The sequence below is a fragment of the Thioclava nitratireducens genome (assembly GCF_001940525.2).
GTDB classification, from domain to species: Bacteria; Pseudomonadota; Alphaproteobacteria; order Rhodobacterales; family Rhodobacteraceae; genus Thioclava; species Thioclava nitratireducens.
In genome coordinates, this window is the sequence record NZ_CP019437.1 from 3,274,781 (window position 1) to 3,295,275 (window position 20,495).

Sequence of the window (20,495 nt, forward strand, 5' to 3'; positions counted from 1 at the left end):
TTACTCCGTGATGGGGCGGGTGCCGACGATACGAAGGCCGTATGCGTCGATGCCTACATATTTCGTCTGCGGATTGTCGGTGAGAAGGATCAGGTCGTGAAGCCCCATGGAGGACAGGATCTGCGAGCCCAGACCGATCTGCTTGATCGTGCGCGGCCCCTGATCCTCTTCGCGCAGGAGGCGGTTCGACGGGTCGCGGAAGAGGCAGACCAGTCCGCGACCTTCGGCAGCCACGATCTCCATCGCGCGGCGCACCTCGTCGGCAGGACCGGGACCGATGCCCAGCACATCATCGAGGATGTTGAGCGAATGGGTGCGCACCAGAACCGGCTCGGGCGTCGAGATGTCGCCCTTCACCAGAACGATGTGGTCGACGCCTTCCGCCATATCCGTGAAGACGCGCATCTCCCAGTCGCCGCCATGGCTGGAACTTACCATCTGGCGCACGCCCTCGCGCACGAGATTGTCGTGACGGCGACGATAGGCGATCAGGTCACTGATCGTGCCGATCTTCAGGCCGTGTTTCTTGCCGAAGGCGATCAGCCCCGGCAGGCGCAGCATGTGGCCGTCATCGCCCATGATCTCGCAGATCACGCCAGCGGGCTTGAGCCCGGCCAGACGGGCCACGTCCACGGCAGCCTCGGTATGGCCCGCGCGCACCAGCACCCCGCCGTCGCGCGCGCGCAGCGGGAAGATGTGGCCGGGCGAGGCGATATCCTGCGGCCCCTTGCTCGGGTCGATTGCCACCTTGATCGTTTGTGCCCGGTCATGGGCGGAAATCCCGGTGGTGATGTTCTCACGCGCCTCGATCGAGACGGTGAAGGCCGTCTCATGGCGCATCGAATTGGCGCGCACCATCGGCGCAAGGCCCAGTTGGTCGACGCGCTCTGCAGTGAGCGGCAGGCAGATCAGCCCGCGCCCGTATGTCGCCATGAAGTTCACCGCTTCGGGGGTGCACTTCTCGGCGGGGATATACAGGTCGCCCTCGTTCTCGCGATCCTCGTGATCGACGAGGATCACCATGCGCCCGGCCTTTGCCTCGGCGATGATCTCTTCGGCAGGCGAGATGGCGTGGCGCAGGCTTTCCTCGACCTCGCCGGGGACGTCATGGGTGCCGGACTTGTCGACCGGGGTGAGGGGCTTTCCGTCGGAGGTCATGCGTTCCACTCCTGCAGCCGCGCGACGTAACGCGCGAGCGTGTCGATCTCGAGATTGATCCGGTCGCCTGCCTTGGCGTGGCCCCAGTTGGTGACCTGTTTGGTGTGCGGGATGATGTTCACGCCGAAGGTCGCGCCGTCGACCTCGTTCACGGTGAGCGAGGTACCGTTCAGCGCAACCGAGCCTTTCGGCGCGATGTATTTCGCGAGGGCGTCAGGCGCGCGGAAGGTAAACCGCGTACTGTCGCCCTCATCCACCATCGCCACGATCTCGGCCACGCCATCGACATGGCCCGAGACGATATGACCGCCCAGCTCGTCGCCTACTTTCAGCGCGCGTTCGAGATTGATCTTCTGCCCGACCTGCCAGCCGCCGCTGGCGTCATTGCCGCGACCGCCGATATTGGTCTTGGCCTGGCTCTCGGCGGAGATCTCCACGTCGAACCAGTTTTTCGGCTCGGTGCCGGTGGCGATCACGGTCAGACAGCAGCCGTCGCAAGCGATCGACGCGCCCAGCTCGATGCTGCCCACGTCATAGCTTGTGCCGATCCGCGCGCGCAGATCGCCGCGCTGCTCCAGCTCGAGAATTTCTCCGATATCGGTCACGATCCCGGTGAACATGGCATATCCCCTCAGATTTCGGACCTTAGCTAGCCCGCAGGGCGCGCCTTCGCAAGAGATGAGCGCCCCGCCGTCCCGTCACGCTATGCGCAGCCCCGCACAGCGCCTGCCCTAAAATTGTCCAATATTTAAGGGATTACCCCACAAACTCCGTGACTTCGCGCGGATCCTGCGCAATCAGGGAGGCAGGCCAAGGACACAAGACTGGATGAACCGCTTCGAAAATCGCCACTTCCTGATGCTCCAGGGGCCCCACGGCCCCTTCTTTCATCAGCTTGGCGCGATGCTGCGGCAGGCGGGGGCGACGGTTTGGCGCGTGGGGTTTAATCGCGGGGACGAAGTTTTCTGGTTCGACAGCGCCTCCTATCTGCGCTTCGACGCCCCGCCGGAGGAGTGGGTCGGTTACCTGCGCGCCCTGATCGCCGAGAAAGGCATCACCGATCTCGTGCTCTATGGCGACACCCGCCCGATCCATGCGCAGGCCGTCGAGGTCGCGAAGGCTATGGGCCTGTGCGTGCATGTCTTCGAAGAGGGCTACGTCCGCCCCTACTGGGTCACTTACGAGCGCGGCGGCTCGAACGGACATTCCCGGCTGATGGAGATGTCGGTGGCGCAGATGCGCACCGCTCTCGCACAGTCCGAAATCGAGTTTCCCGACGCGCCGCCCCGTTGGGGCGATATGCGCCACCACGTGTTCTACGGCGCGCTCTACCATTTCTTCGTGATGCTCCGCCCCGGCCCCTATCGCCGTTTCCGCCCGCATCGCGACATCACCGTGTTTCAGGAATTCCGGCTCTGGCTGCGCCGCCTGCTGCTGATGCCGCTGCATATGCTGGAGCGCAGACGCGCGACGCGGCGCATCCGGAATGGCGGTTTCCCCTATCATCTCGTACTGCTGCAGCTCGAACACGATTCCAGCTTCCGGATGCATTCGCCCTTCGCGAGCCAGACCGAGTTCATCGATCTGGTGATGGAGAATTTCGCAAAAGGCGCGCCGCCCCACCATCATCTCGTCTTCAAGGCCCATCCGCTCGAAGACGGGCGCGCGCCGATCCGCGACACGATCCGCAAGGCGGCCCGCGCGCATGGGCTGGCGTCGCGCGTGCATTTCGTGCGCGGCGGCAAGCTGGCGGGGCTGCTGGCGCAAGCGCGCTCTGCGGTCACGGTCAATTCCACCGCGGCGCAACAGGCGCTGTGGCGTGGGCTGCCGCTGAAATCGCTGGGCCGCGCGATCTTCGACAAGCCGGAATTCACTTCCGCCCAACCGCTCGAAGCCTTCTTCGCAAGCCCGGCCCGCCCCGACAGCCGCGCCTATCGCGACTACCGCCACTACCTGCTGGAAACGAGCCAGGTTCCAGGCGGGTTCTACTCTGCGAAAGGCCGCCGCGCCCTGCTGAGACAGGTGGTCGACATGATGCTGGCGGCCGAAGATCCCTATGATGCGCTGGTCGCGGGCAACGCGGCCCCACGGCAACAGTTGCAGGTGGTGCGATAATTTTTCTCGTTTTTTTCCCGGGGCTTCGGTAGCTTGATCACAAAATGATAAGCAGCATCCCGAACGAGGAGCTCGAGCAGTGACCATTACCCCTTCCCGCAGGGCCGTTTTGACGGGCCTTTCCGCCACTCTTTTGACTGCATCTTGTAGCCTTCCGCGCTCCGGCCCCAACAAGCGCGAACTCTTCGCAGGCTCCGTGATGCGCCAGGGCGATGCGTTCGTCGTCAAGGTGAACGACTTCGTCACCCGCGCAACCGCCGTGCAGCCGGCTCTCGGCTTCACCTCCGATTTCGTCAACGCGGGCCAGATCGGCTCCGACACAATCCGCCCGGGCGACACGCTTTCGCTGTCGATCTGGGAAAACGTCGATGACGGGCTTCTGGCCAGCAAAGGCGCCAACGCGACCCAGCTGCAGCAGGTGCAGGTCGACGGAGCGGGCTTCATCTTCGTGCCCTATGCGGGCCGCATCAAAGCCGCGGGCAACACGCCCGACGGGCTGCGTCGCATCATCACCACCAAGCTTGATGCGCAGACCCCCGACCCGCAGGTTCTGGTGTCCCGCGTGGCGGGTGACGGGGCGACCGTGTCGGTCATGGGCGCAATCAACGGTCAGGGCGTCTACCCGATCGAGCGGCCGACGCGCACGCTCTCGGCGATGATCGCGCGCGCCGGTGGTGTCGGCATCCCCGCCGAAGTCGCACGTGTCACCGTCAAACGGGGCAGCCGCTCGGAATCGGTCTGGCTGAAGGACCTCTACGAGAACCCGAAGATGGATATCGCGCTGCGCAATAGCGACGTGATTCTGGTCGAGAAAGACCAGCGCGCCTTCACCGCGCTCGGCGCGACAGGCACGCAATCGCGCGTCCCCTTCGAGACCCAGACCCTCTCGGCGCTCGAGGCGATCGCGACCGTGGGGGGGCTGCAGTCGAACCTCGCCGATCCGACCGGTGTCTTCGTCCTTCGCAACGAGCCTGCCGAGATCGCGGACAAGGTTCTGGGGCGCTCCGATCTGGTCGGCGATCAGCGCATGATCTACGTGCTCGACCTGACCCAGCCCAACGGCATGTTCATGGCGCGCGATTTCGCGATCCGCGACGGAGACACAGTCTACGTCACCGAGGCGCCCTTCGTGCAGTGGCAGAAGACGCTCTCGGCCCTTACCCAGCCGCTGGGAACGGTGAACACGCTCAACACGCTTGCTGGGAACTGATGCACCGCGACAGCGAACACGAGGCCGCCGGGACGATTCCCCGGCGGCTTTTTTTCTACAATGGCGGCATGCTGCGACAGCCGCGCCTGCGCCAGATCTTGCGGGCTGCGGGCCACGCCCCGCGCCTTGGCGTCCCCGGCCCCCAAGACGGCGTGATCGTCTGGGGCCGGTCGCCCTATGCGGCGCGCGGCGAGGCGGTGGCCGCAAAACGCGGTGTGCCGCTGATCCGGGTGGAGGATGCGTTCCTGCGCTCGATCCAGCCGGGCCGGACCGGCGCGCCGCCTTTGGGCCTGATCCTCGATCCGATGGGCGTGCACTTCGACAGCGCCCAGCCCTCGCGGCTCGAATATCTCCTTGCGACCGAGCCGCTCGACGATAGCGCCATCTTGCAGCGGGCCCGCGACGGGATCGCCCGGCTGAAGGCCTCAGACCTGTCGAAATACAACAATTCCGACCCGGACCTTCCCGTCCCCGATCCGGGCTACGTTCTGGTTATCGACCAGACGCGGAACGATGCTTCGATCGCCCATGGCAGGGCGACAGCGGCGACATTTCGGGAGATGCTGGCCTATGCTCGGATCGAAAACCCCGGCGCGCGCATCTTGATCAAGACCCACCCCGAAACCCGCGCCGGCCTTCGCCCGGGCCACTACAGCCGGGAGGATTGCGACGCGAATTCCGAGATTTACGACGCGCCCGTATCCCCTTGGCAGCTACTCGAGGGCGCCATCGCGGTCTATACCGTCTCGTCGCTGATGGGCTACGAGGCGATCCTCGCAGGCCACAAGCCCCGCGTCTTCGGGCAACCATTCTACGCAAGCTGGGGCCTCACGCAGGACGAAACCCCCGTGCCGCGCCGGTCGCGTAGCCTGACCCGCGCGCAAATCTTCGCAGTGTCGCATATCCTCGCGCCGATCTGGTTCGATCCTTGTCGCAAGCGCCAGTGCAGCTTTGAGGAAGCGGTGGATCAGCTTGAGGCCGAAACCCGGGCCTATCGCGAGGATCGGCGGGGCTATGTCGCGGGCGGCATGTCGATCTGGAAACGTCCGCATCTGCGCAAATTTTTCGGCCGCCACGGACCGCTGCGCTTCAGCGAGACGCCCGACCCTGCGCGTCCCTTCCTGTATTGGGCTTCGCGTGAGGCACCTGCCAACAGCACACCGATCCGTGTTGAAGACGGCTTCCTCCGCTCGCGGGGCCTCGGAGCCGAACTCGTGCCGCCGCTATCTTTGATCGCGGATCGGACCGGCATCTATTACGACCCGACCCGGCCCAGTGATCTGGAAGCGTTGATCGCCCGGGCCCTGCCCCCGAGCGGCGAGGCCCGCGCGCGCAAGCTCATCGACCGGATCACCGCGAACAAGCTGACGAAATATAATCTCGGCGGCGCGCTTCCCAATCTGCCAGAAGGCCACAAAATCTTGGTGCCGGGGCAAGTCGAAGACGACGCCTCGATCCGACTCGGCGGGGGGGAGACTTGCACCAATGCGATGCTTTTGGAGAGGACCAAGGCCGAAAACCCCGATTCAGTCATCCTTTTCAAACCTCATCCCGATGTCGTCGCTGGCCTCCGCCCCGGCGCGGTACCCGACGATGTCGCCAAGACCTACGCCGACCTGATCCTGCCCGACGCCGACACCGCCGCGCTGATCGAAGCGGTGGACGAGGTCTGGACCATGACCTCCGGTCTCGGCTTCGAGGCGTTGCTGCGCGGCAAGGCCGTCACGACGCTCGGTGCGCCCTTCTATGCCGGGTGGGGGCTGACGCGCGATCTCGGGCCAGTGCCCGCGCGCAGAACGGCGCGCCCCGATCTGCTGCACCTCGCCCATGCCGCGCTGATCGCCTATCCGCGCTACCTCGACCCGGTCAGCGGCCTTCCCTGCCCGGTCGAGGTCGCTCTGGATCGCCTGAGCGAGGGCCGCGCCCTGCCCCGTGGACCGCTCAACCGGATCGGCGCGAAGCTGCAGGGGGTGTTCGCGTCCTACGCGTGGGTCTGGCGCCGCCAGCGGTGAAGCAGGTCGTCGCCAATCGGGCGGCTCTCGACCAGCCGGTAGCGCGGTGCACAAGCCAGCTCGCTCACCCCCATATCGCCAACCCCGGCGCGACCATCCGCGCCCAGCACCATGCCCGCCGTGAAGCCGATCAACTCGTCCACCAGCTCCGCATTGATCAAAGAGGCCGCGAACTTCCCACCGCCTTCGCAGAACACGCGGGTCAGGCCGAACCCGGCCAGAGCCTCCATCAGCGCCAGCGGATCGAGACCGCCGCCAACTGTCTCGGCCACTTCGATCAGTTCCGCCCCCGCATCGCGCCAGAAGGCTTTCGCCTCCTTGGGCGCCGCCCCTCCGTGGATCAGCCAGAGCGGCGCGGCGTCCAGTGACCCAGCAAGCCGATCGCGCGGGAGATTGAGCCTTGCAGACACCACGATCCGCAGCGGCTGGCGCAAGGGCGTGAAGCTGCGCACGGTCAGCAGCGGATCATCGGCCCGCGCGGTGCCGCCGCCCACCATGACCGCATCGAATTCTGCGCGCATGGCATGGACGAGCGCACGCGATTCTGGCCCGGTGATCCACTGGCTCTCACCTGTGGAGGTGGCGATACGTCCGTCAAAACTGCTGGCGAGCTTGAGCGCGAGCCACGGCCGGGCGCGCGTGACGCGTGACAGGAAGCCGGCCTGCAGCTCACGCGCCTCCGCCTCCATGAGCCCGGTCTCCACTGCGACTCCGGCGTCGCGCAGCATCGTATGGCCGCCGCCCGAGACCCGCGGATCGGGGTCTTCCATCGCCGAGACGACCCGCGCCACGCCGGCCTCTGACAGAGCCAGCGCGCAGGGCGGCGTCTTTCCGTAATGGGCGCAAGGTTCCAGCGTGACATAGGCAGTCGCGCCGCGCGCCGCCTCCCCCGCTTGCGCGAGCGCACGCACCTCGGCATGGGGCCGCCCGCCCGGTTGGGTCCAGCCGCGCCCTATGACGCGGCCATCCTTCACGATCACGCAGCCTACGGCCGGGTTCGGCCAGACATTGCCAAGGCCCCGGCGCGCGAGCGTCAGGGCCATGGACATGAACCGCCGGTCGTTCTGGGTCACTCCGGGTCGCCCGCCCCCGGCGGACGCAATTCGGAGACGAACTTGTCGAAATCGTCCGCTTCCTGGAAGTTCTTGTAAACGCTGGCGAACCGGACGTAGCCGACCGTGTCGATCCGCGCGAGCGTCTCCATCACGATCTCGCCGATCACCTTCGAGGAGATGTCGGTCTCGCCCATGCTTTCCAGACGCCGCACAATCCCGGAGATCATCTGGTCGATCCGCTCGGGTTCGACGGGGCGCTTCTGCATCGCGATCCGGATCGAGCGTTCGAGCTTGTCGCGGTCAAAATCCTCACGCTTGCCAGAGGTCTTGATCACCACGAGATCGCGCAGCTGAACGCGTTCGTAGGTGGTAAACCGACCGCCGCAGGCCGGGCAGAACCGACGTCGCCGGATCGCGACGTGATCTTCCGCCGGGCGGCTATCCTTCACCTGAGTATCGACATTTCCGCAAAATGGGCAGCGCATTCGCTTTCCCCCGTTCGTTGTCCCGCCTCACGATAGGGTCTGCATGCCCCCCTTATCCACAAGACCTTAGCCCAGCGTCGATCGTTTGGGTAGGAAAAATCTGCCGCCCCCAGATGTGGCGGCAGGCTGTGGCGAATGAGACTCAGCGCAGGAGCGCCATGACCTCGCGACGATGCGCACGGCTTCGATGTTCGAAAAGGTAAATTCCCTGCCACGTTCCGAGCGTCATACGCCCGGAAATGACGGGAATCTGCAAGCTTACGGGTAGAAGCGCCGACTTGATATGCGCCGGCATATCGTCCGGGCCCTCATAGGTATGGGTGAGGTAGGACATGCTCGGGTCGGTCGAGGGCGGCACCAACCGATGAAAGAATTCGGTCAGATCGGTGCGGACCTCCGGATCGGCATTCTCCTGGATCGCGAGGCTCGCCGAGGTGTGGCGGATGAACAGCGTGAGCAACGCCTCCTCCGCATCGGCCCGCGCGACCCAAGCCGCGACGTCGCGCGTGAACTCGTAAAGACCCGGGCCCGTCGTCGCGATCTCGAACCGATGATGCATCAGCTTTTCGGCGCCGGACGCGCCTCGGACCGATCGGTCGCGACGATCGCGAGGCATTCGGGATTGATGTTCATGATCTTGCGCTCCTTTGCCCAGACGGCGTCTGCCTCGGATGCACTGAGGCCGCGCTTGACCATGGCCTTGGGCTGCGGCGTTCCATCCCCCACCCCGGACACCACCGAATAGGTGCCGCCACCCTCTTCCTGCACGTAGAGGAAACAGGTGCCCGCTTGATCCATGCGCGGCGCGCCCGGTTGCATCGTGCCGACCTGACAGGCGGCGAGAACGAGAGGGGTAAGCAGAAGAAGGCGGCTCATGGGTGGCTCCGTCGAAGTTTCATCAAGCCTAGCAACTGCTTGCGTGACGCGAAAGTGGCGATCACCCGACCCTGTCAGCTCAAGGCATGTGCATCAAACCGTTCATGGTGCACCCCAGCGGCGCGAGGTCGGCTTCGACTGCCGCCTTGTGCGTGTTGTATTCGACGTTATGAGCGTCGATCGCCGCTTGGCTCGGGGCGTGACCGGACTCGCGCTGCGCCTTGGTCTCGGTCTCGAGGCGCGCGGCCTCGGCCTGATGGTCGCTGGCGAAGATCGCCTTGGCCTTTTCCCAATTCGCGTCGATTTCGTCTCGGCTATCCGCCTCGCAGGTAAAGAGATAGACCAGCTTCGCGGGCTTGTCCGGAATGTAGAATTGCGCGCGCTCGGCCGCATGAGCGGAACCGGCAGCCAGCAGCGCGGTCACGATAAACGTCATGAAGGTTTTCATACGCCCCTCCCCCGGATGACATGAAAACGCCCCCTAAAATCGGGGGCGTTTCAAAATAGTTTGGCTTACTGGTCGAGGAACGAGCGCAGCTTGCGCGAGCGGCTCGGATGCTTGAGCTTGCGCAGTGCCTTTGCCTCGATCTGACGGATACGTTCGCGAGTGACCGAGAACTGCTGGCCAACCTCTTCGAGCGTGTGGTCGGTGTTCATGCCGATGCCGAAGCGCATCCGCAGAACCCGCTCCTCGCGCGGGGTGAGCGAGGCCAGAACCCGCGTCGTCGTTTCCTTCAGGTTCTCCTGAATGGCACTGTCGAGCGGCAGAACGGCGTTCTTGTCCTCGATGAAATCGCCAAGCTGGCTGTCTTCCTCGTCGCCGATCGGCGTCTCGAGGGAGATCGGCTCCTTGGCGATCTTCATTACCTTGCGGACCTTCTCGAGCGGCATCTGCAGCTTGTCGGCCAGTTCCTCCGGCGTCGGCTCGCGGCCGATCTCGTGGAGCATCTGGCGACCGGTGCGGACCAGTTTGTTGATCGTCTCGATCATGTGGACCGGGATACGGATGGTGCGCGCCTGATCCGCGATCGAGCGGGTGATCGCCTGACGGATCCACCACGTCGCATAGGTCGAGAACTTGTAGCCGCGGCGGTACTCGAACTTGTCCACCGCCTTCATCAGGCCGATGTTACCTTCCTGGATCAGGTCGAGGAATTGCAGGCCGCGGTTGGTGTATTTCTTCGCGATCGAGATCACGAGACGAAGGTTCGCCTCGACCATCTCTTTCTTGGCCTGACGGGCTTCTTTCTCGCCCTTCTGGACCTGCTGCACGATACGGCGGAATTCGGAGATATCGACGCCGACATACTGACCGACCTGAGCCATCTCGGCGCGCAGCTCTTCGACCTTGTCGGCGGAGCGCTCGAACAGGGCCTGCCATGCGCGGCCCGACTTTGCCTGCATCCGCTCGGACCAGCTCGGGTCGAGCTCGTAGCCGCGATACTCTTCGATGAATTCGCGACGGTTGATGCGAGCCTGATCGGCGAGCTTCACCATTCCGCTGTCGATCGACATGATCTTGCGGTTGATACCGTAGAGCTGGTCGATCAGCGCTTCGATCCGGTTGTTGTGCAGGTGAAGCGAGTTCACCAGTTCGACGATCTCGGAGCGCAGTTTCTGATATGCGGCTTCCTCGGTGACCGAGAAGGAGCCATCCTCGTTCAGCGTCGCCGACATCCGCAGGTCCTGCATCTCGGCAAGCAGCGCGTAATCACCAGCGATCAGTTCGAGCGTCTCGAGAACGCGCGGCTTCAGCGCGGCTTCCATCGCGGCGAGCGACAGGTTCGCGCCTTCATCCTCGTCGTCATCGTCGGACTGGATCGGGTTGCCGTCGGCGTCGAGCTCGGGCTCCGACTTGCCGCTGTCGTCGTCCGATTTCGGCTCGCCCTCGACGGCGGGCCCTTCGATCTCTTCCTCTTCGCCTTCGACTCCTTCGAGCGAATTGCCGAAAGTGGTCTCGAGGTCGATCACGTCGCGCAGGAGAATTTCTTCGTTGAGAAGTTCATCGCGCCAGATCGTGATTGCCTGGAAGGTCAGCGGGCTTTCGCAAAGCCCCGCGATCATCGTGTTGCGGCCAGCCTCGATGCGCTTGGCGATGGCGATTTCGCCCTCGCGGGAGAGCAGCTCGACCGAGCCCATCTCGCGCAGGTACATCCGTACCGGGTCATCGGTGCGATCGAGCGTTTCCGAGGAGGTGGTCGACACCGCGACTTCGCGCGATCCGGACCCGGTCGTCGCGACCTGGCCGCCCTGGCTGCTGCCCTCTTCCTCGTCGGCTTCTTCCGCCTCGATGACGTTGATGCCCATCTCCGAGAGCATCGACATCACATCCTCGATCTGGTCGCCGGAGACCTGATCTTGCGGCATCACCTTGTTGAGTTGGTCATAGGTGATGAACCCACGTTCCTTCGCCTCGGCGATCATCCGCTTCACGGCGGCCTGACTCATGTCGAAGGACGTCGCGTCGTCGCTCGGGGTGTCGGATTTATTGTCGTCGATGTCTTTGGCGGCCATGTGGGCTCCTCGGTCAGGGCTTGGTTGTGCTCAAGCTATGACGAAAGCGAATCATATCTCGTCTGTGTATCGAATCGCAGCGGCGAATCACAGGGGCGCGAGGGGCTGTGGACATAAAGTTGATACTGAATGTGTCCGCAACAATTCGCTTTCCCATAATCCGAAGGCCCGCTGCCATCCGGCTCATTGTTTCTTACGCCAGATTTCCCCGTCGATCATGGCCTGAAGCGTCGCGGACAGCGCCGCCTGATCTTCGCCCATATCGGAGGAGTCCTCCAGTTTCGATCTCTCGGCGCGATGGCGCAGCGATGCTGCTTGCGCCAGACGCCATGTCACGCCTTCGTCGGCAAGCCCCGCCAGATCCTCCATAGCGTCGGCGACCTCTTCGCGCACGGCGCGAGCGGCGTCCAGCTTGGCCAATTCCTCGGTCAGGCACATGCGTGCCAAATCGAGGTTCTCGGCGTTGCGAACCGGGGGGGCAGAGCGCAAATGGGGCAGGTTCAACAGCTTTTCAAGGTCAGCCGCCATTTCCGCGTACAGGTTTTTCGCGATTTCCGGGGCGGGTGCGGCCACATGCATAAGCATCCGGTGTCGTAGCCGGTCATGTGTCTCATCGCGCAGTGGAACGGCTTCGAGTTCCGCTTCGAATTCCGCGATCAGGGCCGGATGCGTGACGCAGATGCCGAGGATCATCGCTTCGCGCAGATGCTCTGCCACGTCGTTCGGCGCTGTCGCGAGCAATGAGGAGCGCGTCTCGGGCAAGGCAGGCGGCGGCGCACCGAAACGGCCTTTGCCGCGCTTGCCGCCAGAGCCGAAACCGCCTGGGATAAAACCGCCACGCGAAGGCTGCGCCCCGCCCGGAGAATGCCCCTGTGGACCGCCTTGGGGACCGGTGCCAAACAGCTCCCAACGCAGGCGCTTTATTTCGTCGCCGTAATGGCCCCGGATCGAGGGATCCTGAATGCGCGAAATCGCGGCGCGCAGGCTCTTGTCCAAGGCAGCGCGGCGTTCGGGACTGTCGAAGACCTTGCCCTCGGTCTCGCGCTGCCACAGCAGCGAGACCATCGGCTTTGCCTCGGACAGGATCGTCTCCATCGCCTCGCGCCCCTGCTTGCGGATCACGTCGTCGGGGTCGAGCCCCGGCGGCATGATCGCGAAACGCACGCCCTTCCCGGCCTCCAGCAACGGCAGGGCGAGATCGATCACCCGCAGCGCCGCGCGCAGACCGGCCGTATCGCCGTCGAGCGCGATGATCGGCTCGTCATGGATGCGCCACATCAGGCGCAGCTGATCTTCGGTGATCGCGGTGCCCAGCGGCGCGACAGCCCCGCCGAAGCCACCCTCGACCATGGCGATCACATCCATATAGCCTTCGCAGACAACAAGCGGCGCGCCCTTGCCGCAGGCTTCACGCGCAGGGCCGTGGTTATAGAGCGAGCGCCCCTTGTCGAAGAGCGCGGTCTCGGGCGAATTGAGATATTTCGCCGGATCGTTCGGATCCATCGCGCGCCCGCCGAAGGCGATGCAGCGACCGCGCGGATCGCGGATCGGAAAGATGATACGGTTGCGGAAGACGTCGAAGGGCTCGCGCCCCTTCTGGCTCTCCTTCGCGAGGCCGGCGCCCTTGATCAGGTCGTCGGAAATTCCCTTCGCCTTGAGCGCATCGCGCAGCCCCTGCCAACCGGGCGGGGCGAAGCCGATCTCGAAACGGTCGATGGCGGGTTTGTTCAGGCTGCGACCGGCCAGATAGTCGCGCGCGGCGGTTCCGGCCTGCGTGTTCAGGTGAAGGCGGAAATACTTCACCGCCTCTTCCATCACGTTGGCCAGCTCAGTACGCAGATCGGCCTTCTCCTGCGCCATCGGATCGCGGGCGGGCATCTGCATCCCGGCCTCGCGGGCGAGAATTTCCACCGCCTCCATGAAGCTGACATTCTCGGTCTCGCGCACGAAGCTCAGCGCGTCGCCCTTCGCGTGGCAGCCGAAGCAGTAGTAATAGCCCTTGCGATCATCGACATGGAACGAGGCCGATTTTTCCTGGTGGAACGGGCATGGCGCCCACATGTCGCCCTTCGCCTGGTTCGACTTGCGCATATCCCAAATGACCTTGCGCCCCACGACCTGAGCGATCGAGGAACGGCTGCGCAATTCGTCGAGAAATCCGGGCGGCAAACTCATGGCCTCTATATTGGCCCCAAGCCCGGCAGAGTCGAGAGGAGGCGCAGAGCTACCCACAGCTTTCGCGCCACTCGCGGCCATGAACTTTGCGTCAGCGAAAGCCGCAGACCGCATAATTTCAGACAAGTTAACCTAGTTTAAACGACTCGGTTCCAAAGACAGGGCTTGCCCTCTCAGGGCCGCGCGATTGACCCACTTTTGGGAAACGGTGGCGCCCCGGAAGTCGCATTTCACAGTTAAAGCACAACAATTCCATGAAGTTAGACAAGGTTTTGCCTTAATTTCGCCGTAGGAATTACGGAGCTTAGTTCGGTGTTTTTTTGCGAGTTTTCTCCGCTGGCGGCGAGGCCAACTGACATGGAGAAGGAGGTCTGGATGAGGGACAAATACGGACAGAACGGCTTGGCACGCCGTATCGAGAACGCGCGCGCTCGAATGGGGCGGTTCGCGCAGGATGAAGATGGAGCGGTCTTCATCTTCAGTCTGCAGGTCCTGATCGTGCTGATGGTCATTGGCGGCATCGCGATCGACTTCGTGCGCCAGGACGAACGCCGTACGCTCATCCAAAGTTCGCTCGACCGAGCCGCTCTCGCGGCAGCCAATCTGGATCAGACGCTCGACCCTGCGCTCGTGGCAAAGGATTACCTTTCCACGAGCGGCCTCGACTATCTCAACATCCAACCCGAAGTCGAAGAGGGCGCGCAGAAGGAATATCGCCGCGTGTCGATGACCGCGCAGGATGACATGCCGACGATCTTCGGCGACCTGATCGGCTTCGGCGTCAAATCCTTCCGCTCGAACACCCACGCGCAAGCCGAGGAATCGATCGGCAATGTCGAGATTTCGATGGTGCTCGACGTGTCCGGTTCGATGGGCCAGACCGATTCCGGCTCCTATTACGGCGTGACGAAAATCGCATCGCTGCGCGATGCCGCGACGAATTTCACGAAGAAGATGTTTGACAACGTGCAACCGCCCGGGGCGCCCGCCGGACGCCTTTCCATCTCGATCGTGCCCTACAACCAGCAGGTCTCTCTCGGCCCCGATCTGGCCTCGGCCTATAATCTTTCGACCGATCACAGCTACAACACCTGCGCCGACGTGCAACTTCAGGGCTTCAACAGCGTGAGCCTGCCGACCTCCGGGTTGCAGCGCACCATGTATGGCTGGAGCTACGATTTCGTCGGCCAGAACATGTATGTCCAGAAGCGCATCAGCGATTCAGGCGAGAACTGCTACGAGCACAGCTACGGCGACATCATGGCATTTGAGGACAACCAGAGCGATATTCTCAACAAGATCTCTTCGCTGCGCGCAGGCGGCGACACCGCGATCGACATCGGGGCCCGCTGGGGCTTTGCGCTGCTCGACCCGTCGGCGAAACCAGCCGCCACGGCGCTGGTCGAGGCTGGAACGATTTCGTCTGACGTGGCCGACCGCCCCCTGCCCTATCCCGCCACCGGGCTGAGCGTCGACGAACGCTCGATGAAGGTGATGATTCTGATGACCGATGGTCAGAACACGCGCTCCTTCTCGACACGGATGCAGTATCGGACCGGCAATTCCGGCCTTTATTCGACGGTGAGTTCGACGTCGTTCAACGATGACTACACGACCATGTCGAAAATGTACTGGTTCTCTCAGGAACGTCAGGATCTGGGCGAAAAGCCTTATTACTCTTTCGCCGACCGCAACTGGTATGCGCCCGAGGAGATCGGCGATACCACCACGAAGTGGGTCTATGGACGCTATTGCACCACCGACTACTGGGGGCGCGAATCCTGCTCGTATGGCTGGTACCAGGAAAAACAGTTCGTTCACCGCGACCTGAACGCGATCGACTGGCGTACGATCTGGAGCAAGGGATGGTCGCTCCAATACGTAATTCAGACCTTCCTCCTGCCGCCGCGCCAGCGCCTCGATCCGGAGGAATCCGTGGCGTCGATTTACGATGAGATGGCTATCTCTTCGATGTTCTCGGAGAAGGACAGGAACCTGCACGACGTCTGCAAGGCCGCGAAAGACAAGGAAATCATCGTCTTTACCGTCGCCGTTGATGCTCCCCAGAGCGGCAAGACCGCACTGGCCGACTGCAGCTCCGGCCCGAGCTACCAATACGACGTCGACTCCGCCAATCTCGCGGATGCGTTTTCCTCGATCGCGACGCAGATCTCGACTCTGCGCCTGACCAACTGACCGGGGAACGCAGAGCATGGCATCGAGGCAGAGACATAAGCGAGCTTTCCTGAGGGCGGAGGACGGGGCGGTGACGATCCCCGCCCTGTTCTGGATCGTGTTCCTGATCTTCTTCATGTTCGCCGGGATCGAGCTGGGCGTGATCTTCATCAAGCAGACCCTGCTGACCCGCGCGACCGAAGCCACGAGCCGCATCGTCCGTATCGGCAACTATTCCAGCATCGACGAAAAGACGCTGCGCCATGAAATCTGCAAACAGGCAGGCTTCTTCGGCACCACCTGCATGAATCGGGTTTCCGTCGAGATGTTTCAGGTGGACAAGACCGACTGGACGTCCTCCATCGCCAACCATCCGGTGCGCTGCGAGGATTTCTCGGACGTGACCAAGCCGCCACCTGCCGGCACGCTGGAGGCCGCCATTCCCGATCAACTGATCCTCGTGCGGGTCTGTTTGCGCGAGAAACCGATGATGCTGGAAGACTTCATCGCCCAGGCTTTCCTGAAGGCATCGCCGGTCGGCGCGGATGGCGATTACGCTCTGGTTGCAACGACCGCGATCGTGATCGAACCGGCGGTCGCTTCAACCGCTGGCAGTGGAGGAACCTGAGCGATGCTGATGCCAAAGTTGCGCAATCTGCTCCACCGTTTCCGCAAGGACGAAGCCGGCTCCATCCCGATCGAGGGGCTTCTGGCCTTCATCATGCTGTCGGGCTGGCTGATCCTGTCGATCGAAATCTATGACGTATTCAAGATCCGCGGCGCCGCGACCCGGGCCAATGTGACGGTCTCGGACCTGATCTCGCGCGAGCGCGATCCGATCGGCCCAAAATATGTCGCGGGCATCAAGAAAGTGTTCGACTTCACGACCGGCAATAATGACCCGTCGCGCAGCTGGATTCGCGTGACGTTGGTGAGATGCTGGGACGATCCGCTGGATCTGGGCCACACCTGCAACGATCCTGCCGAAGGCAGCGACGCGAAGAAGGTACAGCTGGAAGATTCCTACGCGACCGGGTTGGCGCAAAGCTACACGCAAGAAGCGCTCGACCTGGAAGCGGATCGCATTCCGATCCTCGCCGCGGGCGATCAGGCGTTGATCGTGGAGACCTCCTACGCCTACGACCTGCCGTTCAAGCTGTCCGAGGCCTACAAGGCCTATCTCGCATCGATCGGCAAAGACCCGAGCAAGCATTTCGTGGGCTTCCACGACGCGATCTCGTTCGACAATTTCATCGTAACCCGGCCGCGCGTCGCCCGCCTGACGTGGCTTGACGATCACTGAGGCGCTGCGCGACCGTGGCCCTCAGTGGTGGTCGCGCCAGCGATTGACGATCGGGTAGCGGCGATCCAGCCAGAAGGCCTTGCTCGAGAGACGCGTGCCAGGCGCGGACTGGTGACGCTTCCATTCCGAGATATAGAGTAGATGCTCGACCTTCTTGACGGTGTCGCGATCGTAGCCTTCGGCAACGAGATCGGCGACCGATGCGTCGCCCTCCACCAGTCCTTCGAGAATACCATCGAGTACCGGATAGGGCGGCAGGCTGTCCTCGTCCTTCTGGTCGGGGCGCAGTTCCGCGGAGGGCGGCTTGTCGATGATCGCGCGCGGGATCACCTCGCCCTCGGGGCCCTTCATCCAGTCGCGGTGATTGGCGTTGCGCCAGCGGCAGGTCTCGAAGACGCGGGTCTTGTAGAGATCCTTGATCGGATTGTAGCCGCCCGCCATGTCGCCGTAGATCGTCGCATAGCCCACGGCCATCTCGGACTTGTTGCCGGTGGTCAGAAGCATCTCGCCGAACTTGTTCGACAGTGCCATCAGCATGACCCCGCGCAGGCGCGACTGGATGTTTTCCTCGGTCACGTCGGGCTGAGTGCCCTCCATCAGATGGGCAAGCGCATCCGAGACCGCATCGCGCGCCCCGTCGATCCGCACCGTGTCGAGGCGCATCCCCTGCCGCGTCGCCAGATCGGCCGCGTGATCGAGCGATCCCTGCGAGGTGTATTCCGAGGGCAGCATCACGCAATGCACGGCCTCCGGCCCCAGCGCGTCCGCTGCGATTGTCGCGACCAGCGCGGAGTCGATCCCGCCCGACAGGCCGAGAACGACCTTGGAGAAGCCCGACTTGCGCAGGTAATCGCCAAGGCTTTCGACCATGGCGCGGTAGTCCTGCTCCCATTCCGAGGGCTGCGGATCGTCCCGGCCCGCAACGCAGGCCCAGCCGTCACCGTCACGCTCGAAATCGACATGGTCGATGATTTCGTCGAAAGGCGCGAATTGCGCGGCCAACTGGCCGTGACGGTTCAGCACGAAGCTCGCCCCGTCGAAGACCTGATCGTCCTGTCCGCCGACCGAGTTGAGATAGGCGAGCGGCAGCCCGGTCTCGACCACGCGCGCGACCATGTGGGTCATCCGTACGTCGAGCTTGTTGCGGTGATAGGGCGAACCGTTCGGCACGATCAGGATCTCGGCCCCGGTCTCGGCCAACGTCTCGGCCACATCCGGATGCCACGCATCCTCGCAGATCGGCGTCCCGATGCGCACGGCGTTGATCGCGTAGGGCCCGGAGATCTGGCCGGTATCGTAGATGCGATACTCGTCGAAAATCCCGTGATGCGGCAGATCGTGCTTGAGCATCCGCGCGACCAGCGCGCCGTCTTTCCAGACCCAATAGGCGTTATACTGCCCCTGCTCCGTCCAGTAGGGCCCGCCGATGCCCAGCGCTGGGCCATCGGAAATCCGCGCGCCCAGCGCCTCCATCGCGGCGACCGCGTCGCGCACGAAGGCGGGCTTCGCGATCAGGTCCTGCGTCTGGTAGCCGGTCAGGAACATCTCGGGTAGCACGACCATGTCGGCGCCTGCGCGCTTGCCCTCCTGCCATGCGGCGAAGGCCTTCTCGGCATTGGCCTCCAGCGCGCCCACGGTGGGGTTGAGCTGGGCCATGGTGAGGCGGAAACGATCGGCCATAAGCGTCCTCGGGGCTGTTATCGCCCCCTCATTTAGCAGAAAACGATGGGGTGAAAAGGGGATGGCTGCCCTGCATTCGCCACCCCTTCCCTTATGCGGCCCCGACACGACCGCCCTGCCCGCTTGTCAGGCTACCCCCGCGCAATTAACCTTTCCCCAAGCCCGGCAGAGCGCGAATCCACGCGCTCGCGAGACCGGGGCACAGGCAGCACCATCAGGGGGCACCATGGCAGGCGCGCAGCTTCGCATCGCGACATTGGCAGTTCTGATCGGATGCGCCGCGCAGATCGCGCCGGCGCAAGAGGTCATCACCAAGCAATACGACGACGGCGGCCTCTACAAGGGCACCTTCACCGATGGCAAGCAGGACGGCTACGGCAGCTACAAGCTCCCCTCGGGCTACGAATACGAAGGCCAATGGGTGATGGGCGAGATCAAGGGCGAGGGCCGCGCGCGCTTCCCCAACGGCTCGGTCTACGAGGGCCAGTTCGACCACGGCAAACCCAACGGCAAGGGCAAGATCACTTTCGCCGATGGCGGCACCTACGAGGGCGACTGGCTCAACGGTCAGATCACCGGCACCGGCACCGCGCATTATGCCAACGGCTCGGTCTATAAGGGCCAGTTCCGCAACGCGATGCATGACGGCAAGGGCACGCTCGAGAGCGCGAACGGCTATCGCTACGAGGGCGACTGGCTAGGCGGCGTCAAGCAAGGCATGGGCAAGATCACCTATCCCGACGGCTCTACCTACGAGGGCCAGATGGCGCATGGCCAGCGCGACGGCACCGGCACGCTCACAATGGCGGACGGGCTGACCTATGTCGGCGAGTGGAAGGCCGGCCAGATGAACGGCCGCGGCACGCTCACCCAACCCAATGGCGACGTCTATGAAGGCCAGATGGCCAACGGCAAGCGTCACGGGACCGGCAAGGTCACCTATGCCAATGGCGACACTTACGAAGGCGAGTTCCTCCTCGACAAGCGCCACGGCACCGGCACCTTCCACGGCAAGGACGGCTACGTATACACGGGCCAGTGGAAGGAAGGCCGGATCGAAGGTCAGGGCAAGGTGAAATACCCCGACGGCTCGGTCTACGAGGGCAGCTTCAAGAACGACCTGCCCGACGGTCAGGGCAAGATCACCTATCCCGACGGCTCCAGCTACGAGGGCGGCTGGGCGCATGGCGTCATACAGGGCACCGGCACGGCGCGCTACGCGAACGGGCTCGTCTACGAGGGCGAGTTCAAGAACGCGCGCAATGACGGGAAGGGCAAGATGACCTACCCGGACGGCTACAGCTACGAGGGCGATTGGGTGAACGGGCAGCGCGAGGGTCAGGGCGTCGCGCGCTATGCCGACGGCACGACCTACGAGGGCGGTTTCAAGAACGGCCAGCGCGACGGAACCGGCAAGCTGACCATGCCCGACGGGTTCACTTACGAGGGCCAGTGGCGCAACGGTGCGATCGACGGGCAAGGCCGCGCAACCTATGCCAATGGCGACACCTACGAGGGCAGCTTCGCGAATGGCAAGCGCGAGGGGCAAGGCACGATGACCTACGCCTCCGGGAACGTCGCGAGCGGCGAGTGGTCGAATGACAAGCTCCAGGATACCAGCGCGCCTGCGACGCAGCCGACGCCCGATGCCAGTACCGAGACTCCACCAGCCAAGGCGAACGAACCGGACGCGCAATCCGCTCCGTCTGCAAACTGATCCGGACGCGAGACCGGGCC

At 63.7% G+C, this 20,495-nt stretch carries 17 protein-coding genes; 7 read left to right on the forward strand and 10 right to left on the reverse strand.

Annotated elements, in window-relative coordinates; genetic code table 11:
• Both ribB and BMG03_RS15680 read right to left on the reverse strand, forming a co-directional pair.
• On the reverse strand, positions 1-1,158 hold the full coding sequence (gene ribB / locus BMG03_RS15675; protein WP_075774220.1) for a 3,4-dihydroxy-2-butanone-4-phosphate synthase: 1,158 nt from the start codon (positions 1,156-1,158) through the stop codon (positions 1-3).
• Positions 1,155-1,778, reverse strand: coding sequence for a riboflavin synthase (locus tag BMG03_RS15680; RefSeq protein WP_075774219.1), 624 nt, complete (start codon positions 1,776-1,778; stop codon positions 1,155-1,157). Before BMG03_RS15680 ends, ribB begins: the two co-directional genes overlap by 4 nt.
• Before the next feature lie 208 nt (positions 1,779-1,986).
• Between BMG03_RS15680 and BMG03_RS15685 the strand changes: the two genes are divergently transcribed.
• The 3 genes from BMG03_RS15685 to BMG03_RS15695 all read left to right on the forward strand — a co-directional run bounded on the left by BMG03_RS15685 (position 1,987) and on the right by BMG03_RS15695 (position 6,495).
• A complete protein-coding gene (locus tag BMG03_RS15685) occupies positions 1,987-3,273 on the forward strand; it encodes a capsule biosynthesis protein (protein WP_075774218.1) in 1,287 nt (428 codons plus the stop codon).
• Between the two features lie 79 nt (positions 3,274-3,352).
• Positions 3,353-4,483 carry a polysaccharide biosynthesis/export family protein gene (locus BMG03_RS15690; protein WP_075774217.1) on the forward strand — a complete coding sequence of 377 codons (1,131 nt, stop codon included), beginning with the start codon at positions 3,353-3,355 and terminating at the stop codon, positions 4,481-4,483.
• Positions 4,484-4,551: 68 nt separating this feature from the next.
• Complete coding sequence (locus tag BMG03_RS15695; RefSeq protein WP_341865714.1) at positions 4,552-6,495, forward strand: capsular polysaccharide biosynthesis protein; 1,944 nt, start codon at positions 4,552-4,554, stop codon at positions 6,493-6,495.
• On the opposite strand, the gene ribD is transcribed toward BMG03_RS15695, so the two are convergent.
• The 7 genes from ribD to dnaG all read right to left on the reverse strand — a co-directional run bounded on the left by ribD (position 6,465) and on the right by dnaG (position 13,600).
• A complete protein-coding gene (gene ribD / locus BMG03_RS15700; RefSeq protein ID WP_075774215.1) occupies positions 6,465-7,568 on the reverse strand; it encodes a bifunctional diaminohydroxyphosphoribosylaminopyrimidine deaminase/5-amino-6-(5-phosphoribosylamino)uracil reductase RibD in 1,104 nt (367 codons plus the stop codon). The two genes, BMG03_RS15695 and ribD, sit on opposite strands and share 31 nt — an antisense overlap.
• Complete coding sequence (nrdR, locus tag BMG03_RS15705; RefSeq protein WP_075774214.1) at positions 7,565-8,035, reverse strand: transcriptional regulator NrdR; 471 nt, start codon at positions 8,033-8,035, stop codon at positions 7,565-7,567. The genes ribD and nrdR overlap by 4 nt, the downstream gene beginning before the upstream one ends.
• A 142-nt stretch (positions 8,036-8,177) precedes the next feature.
• Entirely contained in the window at positions 8,178-8,594 is a 417-nt protein-coding gene (locus BMG03_RS15710; RefSeq protein WP_075774213.1) for a secondary thiamine-phosphate synthase enzyme YjbQ, read from the reverse strand.
• The gene (locus BMG03_RS15715; protein WP_075774212.1) at positions 8,594-8,911 is read right to left on the reverse strand and encodes a hypothetical protein; all 318 of its coding nucleotides are present in this window, start codon (positions 8,909-8,911) and stop codon (positions 8,594-8,596) included. The genes BMG03_RS15710 and BMG03_RS15715 overlap by 1 nt, the downstream gene beginning before the upstream one ends.
• A 79-nt stretch (positions 8,912-8,990) precedes the next feature.
• Positions 8,991-9,359, reverse strand: a complete 369-nt coding sequence (locus BMG03_RS15720; protein WP_075774211.1) for a hypothetical protein — start codon at positions 9,357-9,359, stop codon at positions 8,991-8,993.
• 65 nt (positions 9,360-9,424) lie between these two features.
• Positions 9,425-11,425 (reverse strand): RNA polymerase sigma factor RpoD, encoded by a 2,001-nt coding sequence (gene rpoD, locus BMG03_RS15725; RefSeq protein WP_075774210.1) that lies wholly within the window; start codon positions 11,423-11,425, stop codon positions 9,425-9,427.
• 183 nt (positions 11,426-11,608) lie between these two features.
• Positions 11,609-13,600, reverse strand: a complete 1,992-nt coding sequence (dnaG, locus tag BMG03_RS15730) for a DNA primase (RefSeq protein ID WP_075774209.1) — start codon at positions 13,598-13,600, stop codon at positions 11,609-11,611.
• Between the two features lie 375 nt (positions 13,601-13,975).
• Here dnaG and BMG03_RS15735 point away from each other — a divergent pair, with 375 nt between their 5' ends.
• The 3 genes from BMG03_RS15735 to BMG03_RS15745 all read left to right on the forward strand — a co-directional run bounded on the left by BMG03_RS15735 (position 13,976) and on the right by BMG03_RS15745 (position 17,078).
• A complete protein-coding gene (locus BMG03_RS15735; RefSeq protein ID WP_075774208.1) occupies positions 13,976-15,796 on the forward strand; it encodes a TadE/TadG family type IV pilus assembly protein in 1,821 nt (606 codons plus the stop codon).
• A gap of 70 nt (positions 15,797-15,866) precedes the next feature.
• On the forward strand, positions 15,867-16,403 hold the full coding sequence (locus tag BMG03_RS15740; protein WP_075774207.1) for a hypothetical protein: 537 nt from the start codon (positions 15,867-15,869) through the stop codon (positions 16,401-16,403).
• A gap of 3 nt (positions 16,404-16,406) precedes the next feature.
• Positions 16,407-17,078, forward strand: a complete 672-nt coding sequence (locus tag BMG03_RS15745) for a TadE/TadG family type IV pilus assembly protein (protein ID WP_075774206.1) — start codon at positions 16,407-16,409, stop codon at positions 17,076-17,078.
• Between the two features lie 21 nt (positions 17,079-17,099).
• Here BMG03_RS15745 and BMG03_RS15750 read toward each other — a convergent pair whose 3' ends face one another.
• Complete coding sequence (locus BMG03_RS15750) at positions 17,100-18,758, reverse strand: NAD+ synthase (protein ID WP_075774205.1); 1,659 nt, start codon at positions 18,756-18,758, stop codon at positions 17,100-17,102.
• A gap of 226 nt (positions 18,759-18,984) precedes the next feature.
• Here BMG03_RS15750 and BMG03_RS15755 point away from each other — a divergent pair, with 226 nt between their 5' ends.
• On the forward strand, positions 18,985-20,475 hold the full coding sequence (locus BMG03_RS15755) for an MORN repeat-containing protein (RefSeq protein WP_075774204.1): 1,491 nt from the start codon (positions 18,985-18,987) through the stop codon (positions 20,473-20,475).
• The last annotated feature ends 20 nt before the right edge of the window (positions 20,476-20,495 follow it).

Coding starts and splice junctions, on each gene's coding strand:
- BMG03_RS15695 (WP_341865714.1), top strand. CDS start 4,552: ATGCTGCGACAGCCGCGCCTGCGCCAGATCTTGCGGGCTGCGGGCCAC.
- BMG03_RS15750 (WP_075774205.1), bottom strand. CDS start 18,758: ATGGCCGATCGTTTCCGCCTCACCATGGCCCAGCTCAACCCCACCGTG.
- BMG03_RS15715 (WP_075774212.1), bottom strand. CDS start 8,911: ATGAGCCGCCTTCTTCTGCTTACCCCTCTCGTTCTCGCCGCCTGTCAG.
- nrdR (WP_075774214.1), bottom strand. CDS start 8,035: ATGCGCTGCCCATTTTGCGGAAATGTCGATACTCAGGTGAAGGATAGC.
- BMG03_RS15710 (WP_075774213.1), bottom strand. CDS start 8,594: ATGCATCATCGGTTCGAGATCGCGACGACGGGCCCGGGTCTTTACGAG.
- dnaG (WP_075774209.1), bottom strand. CDS start 13,600: ATGAGTTTGCCGCCCGGATTTCTCGACGAATTGCGCAGCCGTTCCTCG.
- BMG03_RS15680 (WP_075774219.1), bottom strand. CDS start 1,778: ATGTTCACCGGGATCGTGACCGATATCGGAGAAATTCTCGAGCTGGAG.
- rpoD (WP_075774210.1), bottom strand. CDS start 11,425: ATGGCCGCCAAAGACATCGACGACAATAAATCCGACACCCCGAGCGAC.
- BMG03_RS15755 (WP_075774204.1), top strand. CDS start 18,985: ATGGCAGGCGCGCAGCTTCGCATCGCGACATTGGCAGTTCTGATCGGA.
- BMG03_RS15745 (WP_075774206.1), top strand. CDS start 16,407: ATGCTGATGCCAAAGTTGCGCAATCTGCTCCACCGTTTCCGCAAGGAC.
- BMG03_RS15720 (WP_075774211.1), bottom strand. CDS start 9,359: ATGAAAACCTTCATGACGTTTATCGTGACCGCGCTGCTGGCTGCCGGT.
- ribB (WP_075774220.1), bottom strand. CDS start 1,158: ATGACCTCCGACGGAAAGCCCCTCACCCCGGTCGACAAGTCCGGCACC.
- BMG03_RS15735 (WP_075774208.1), top strand. CDS start 13,976: ATGAGGGACAAATACGGACAGAACGGCTTGGCACGCCGTATCGAGAAC.
- BMG03_RS15685 (WP_075774218.1), top strand. CDS start 1,987: ATGAACCGCTTCGAAAATCGCCACTTCCTGATGCTCCAGGGGCCCCAC.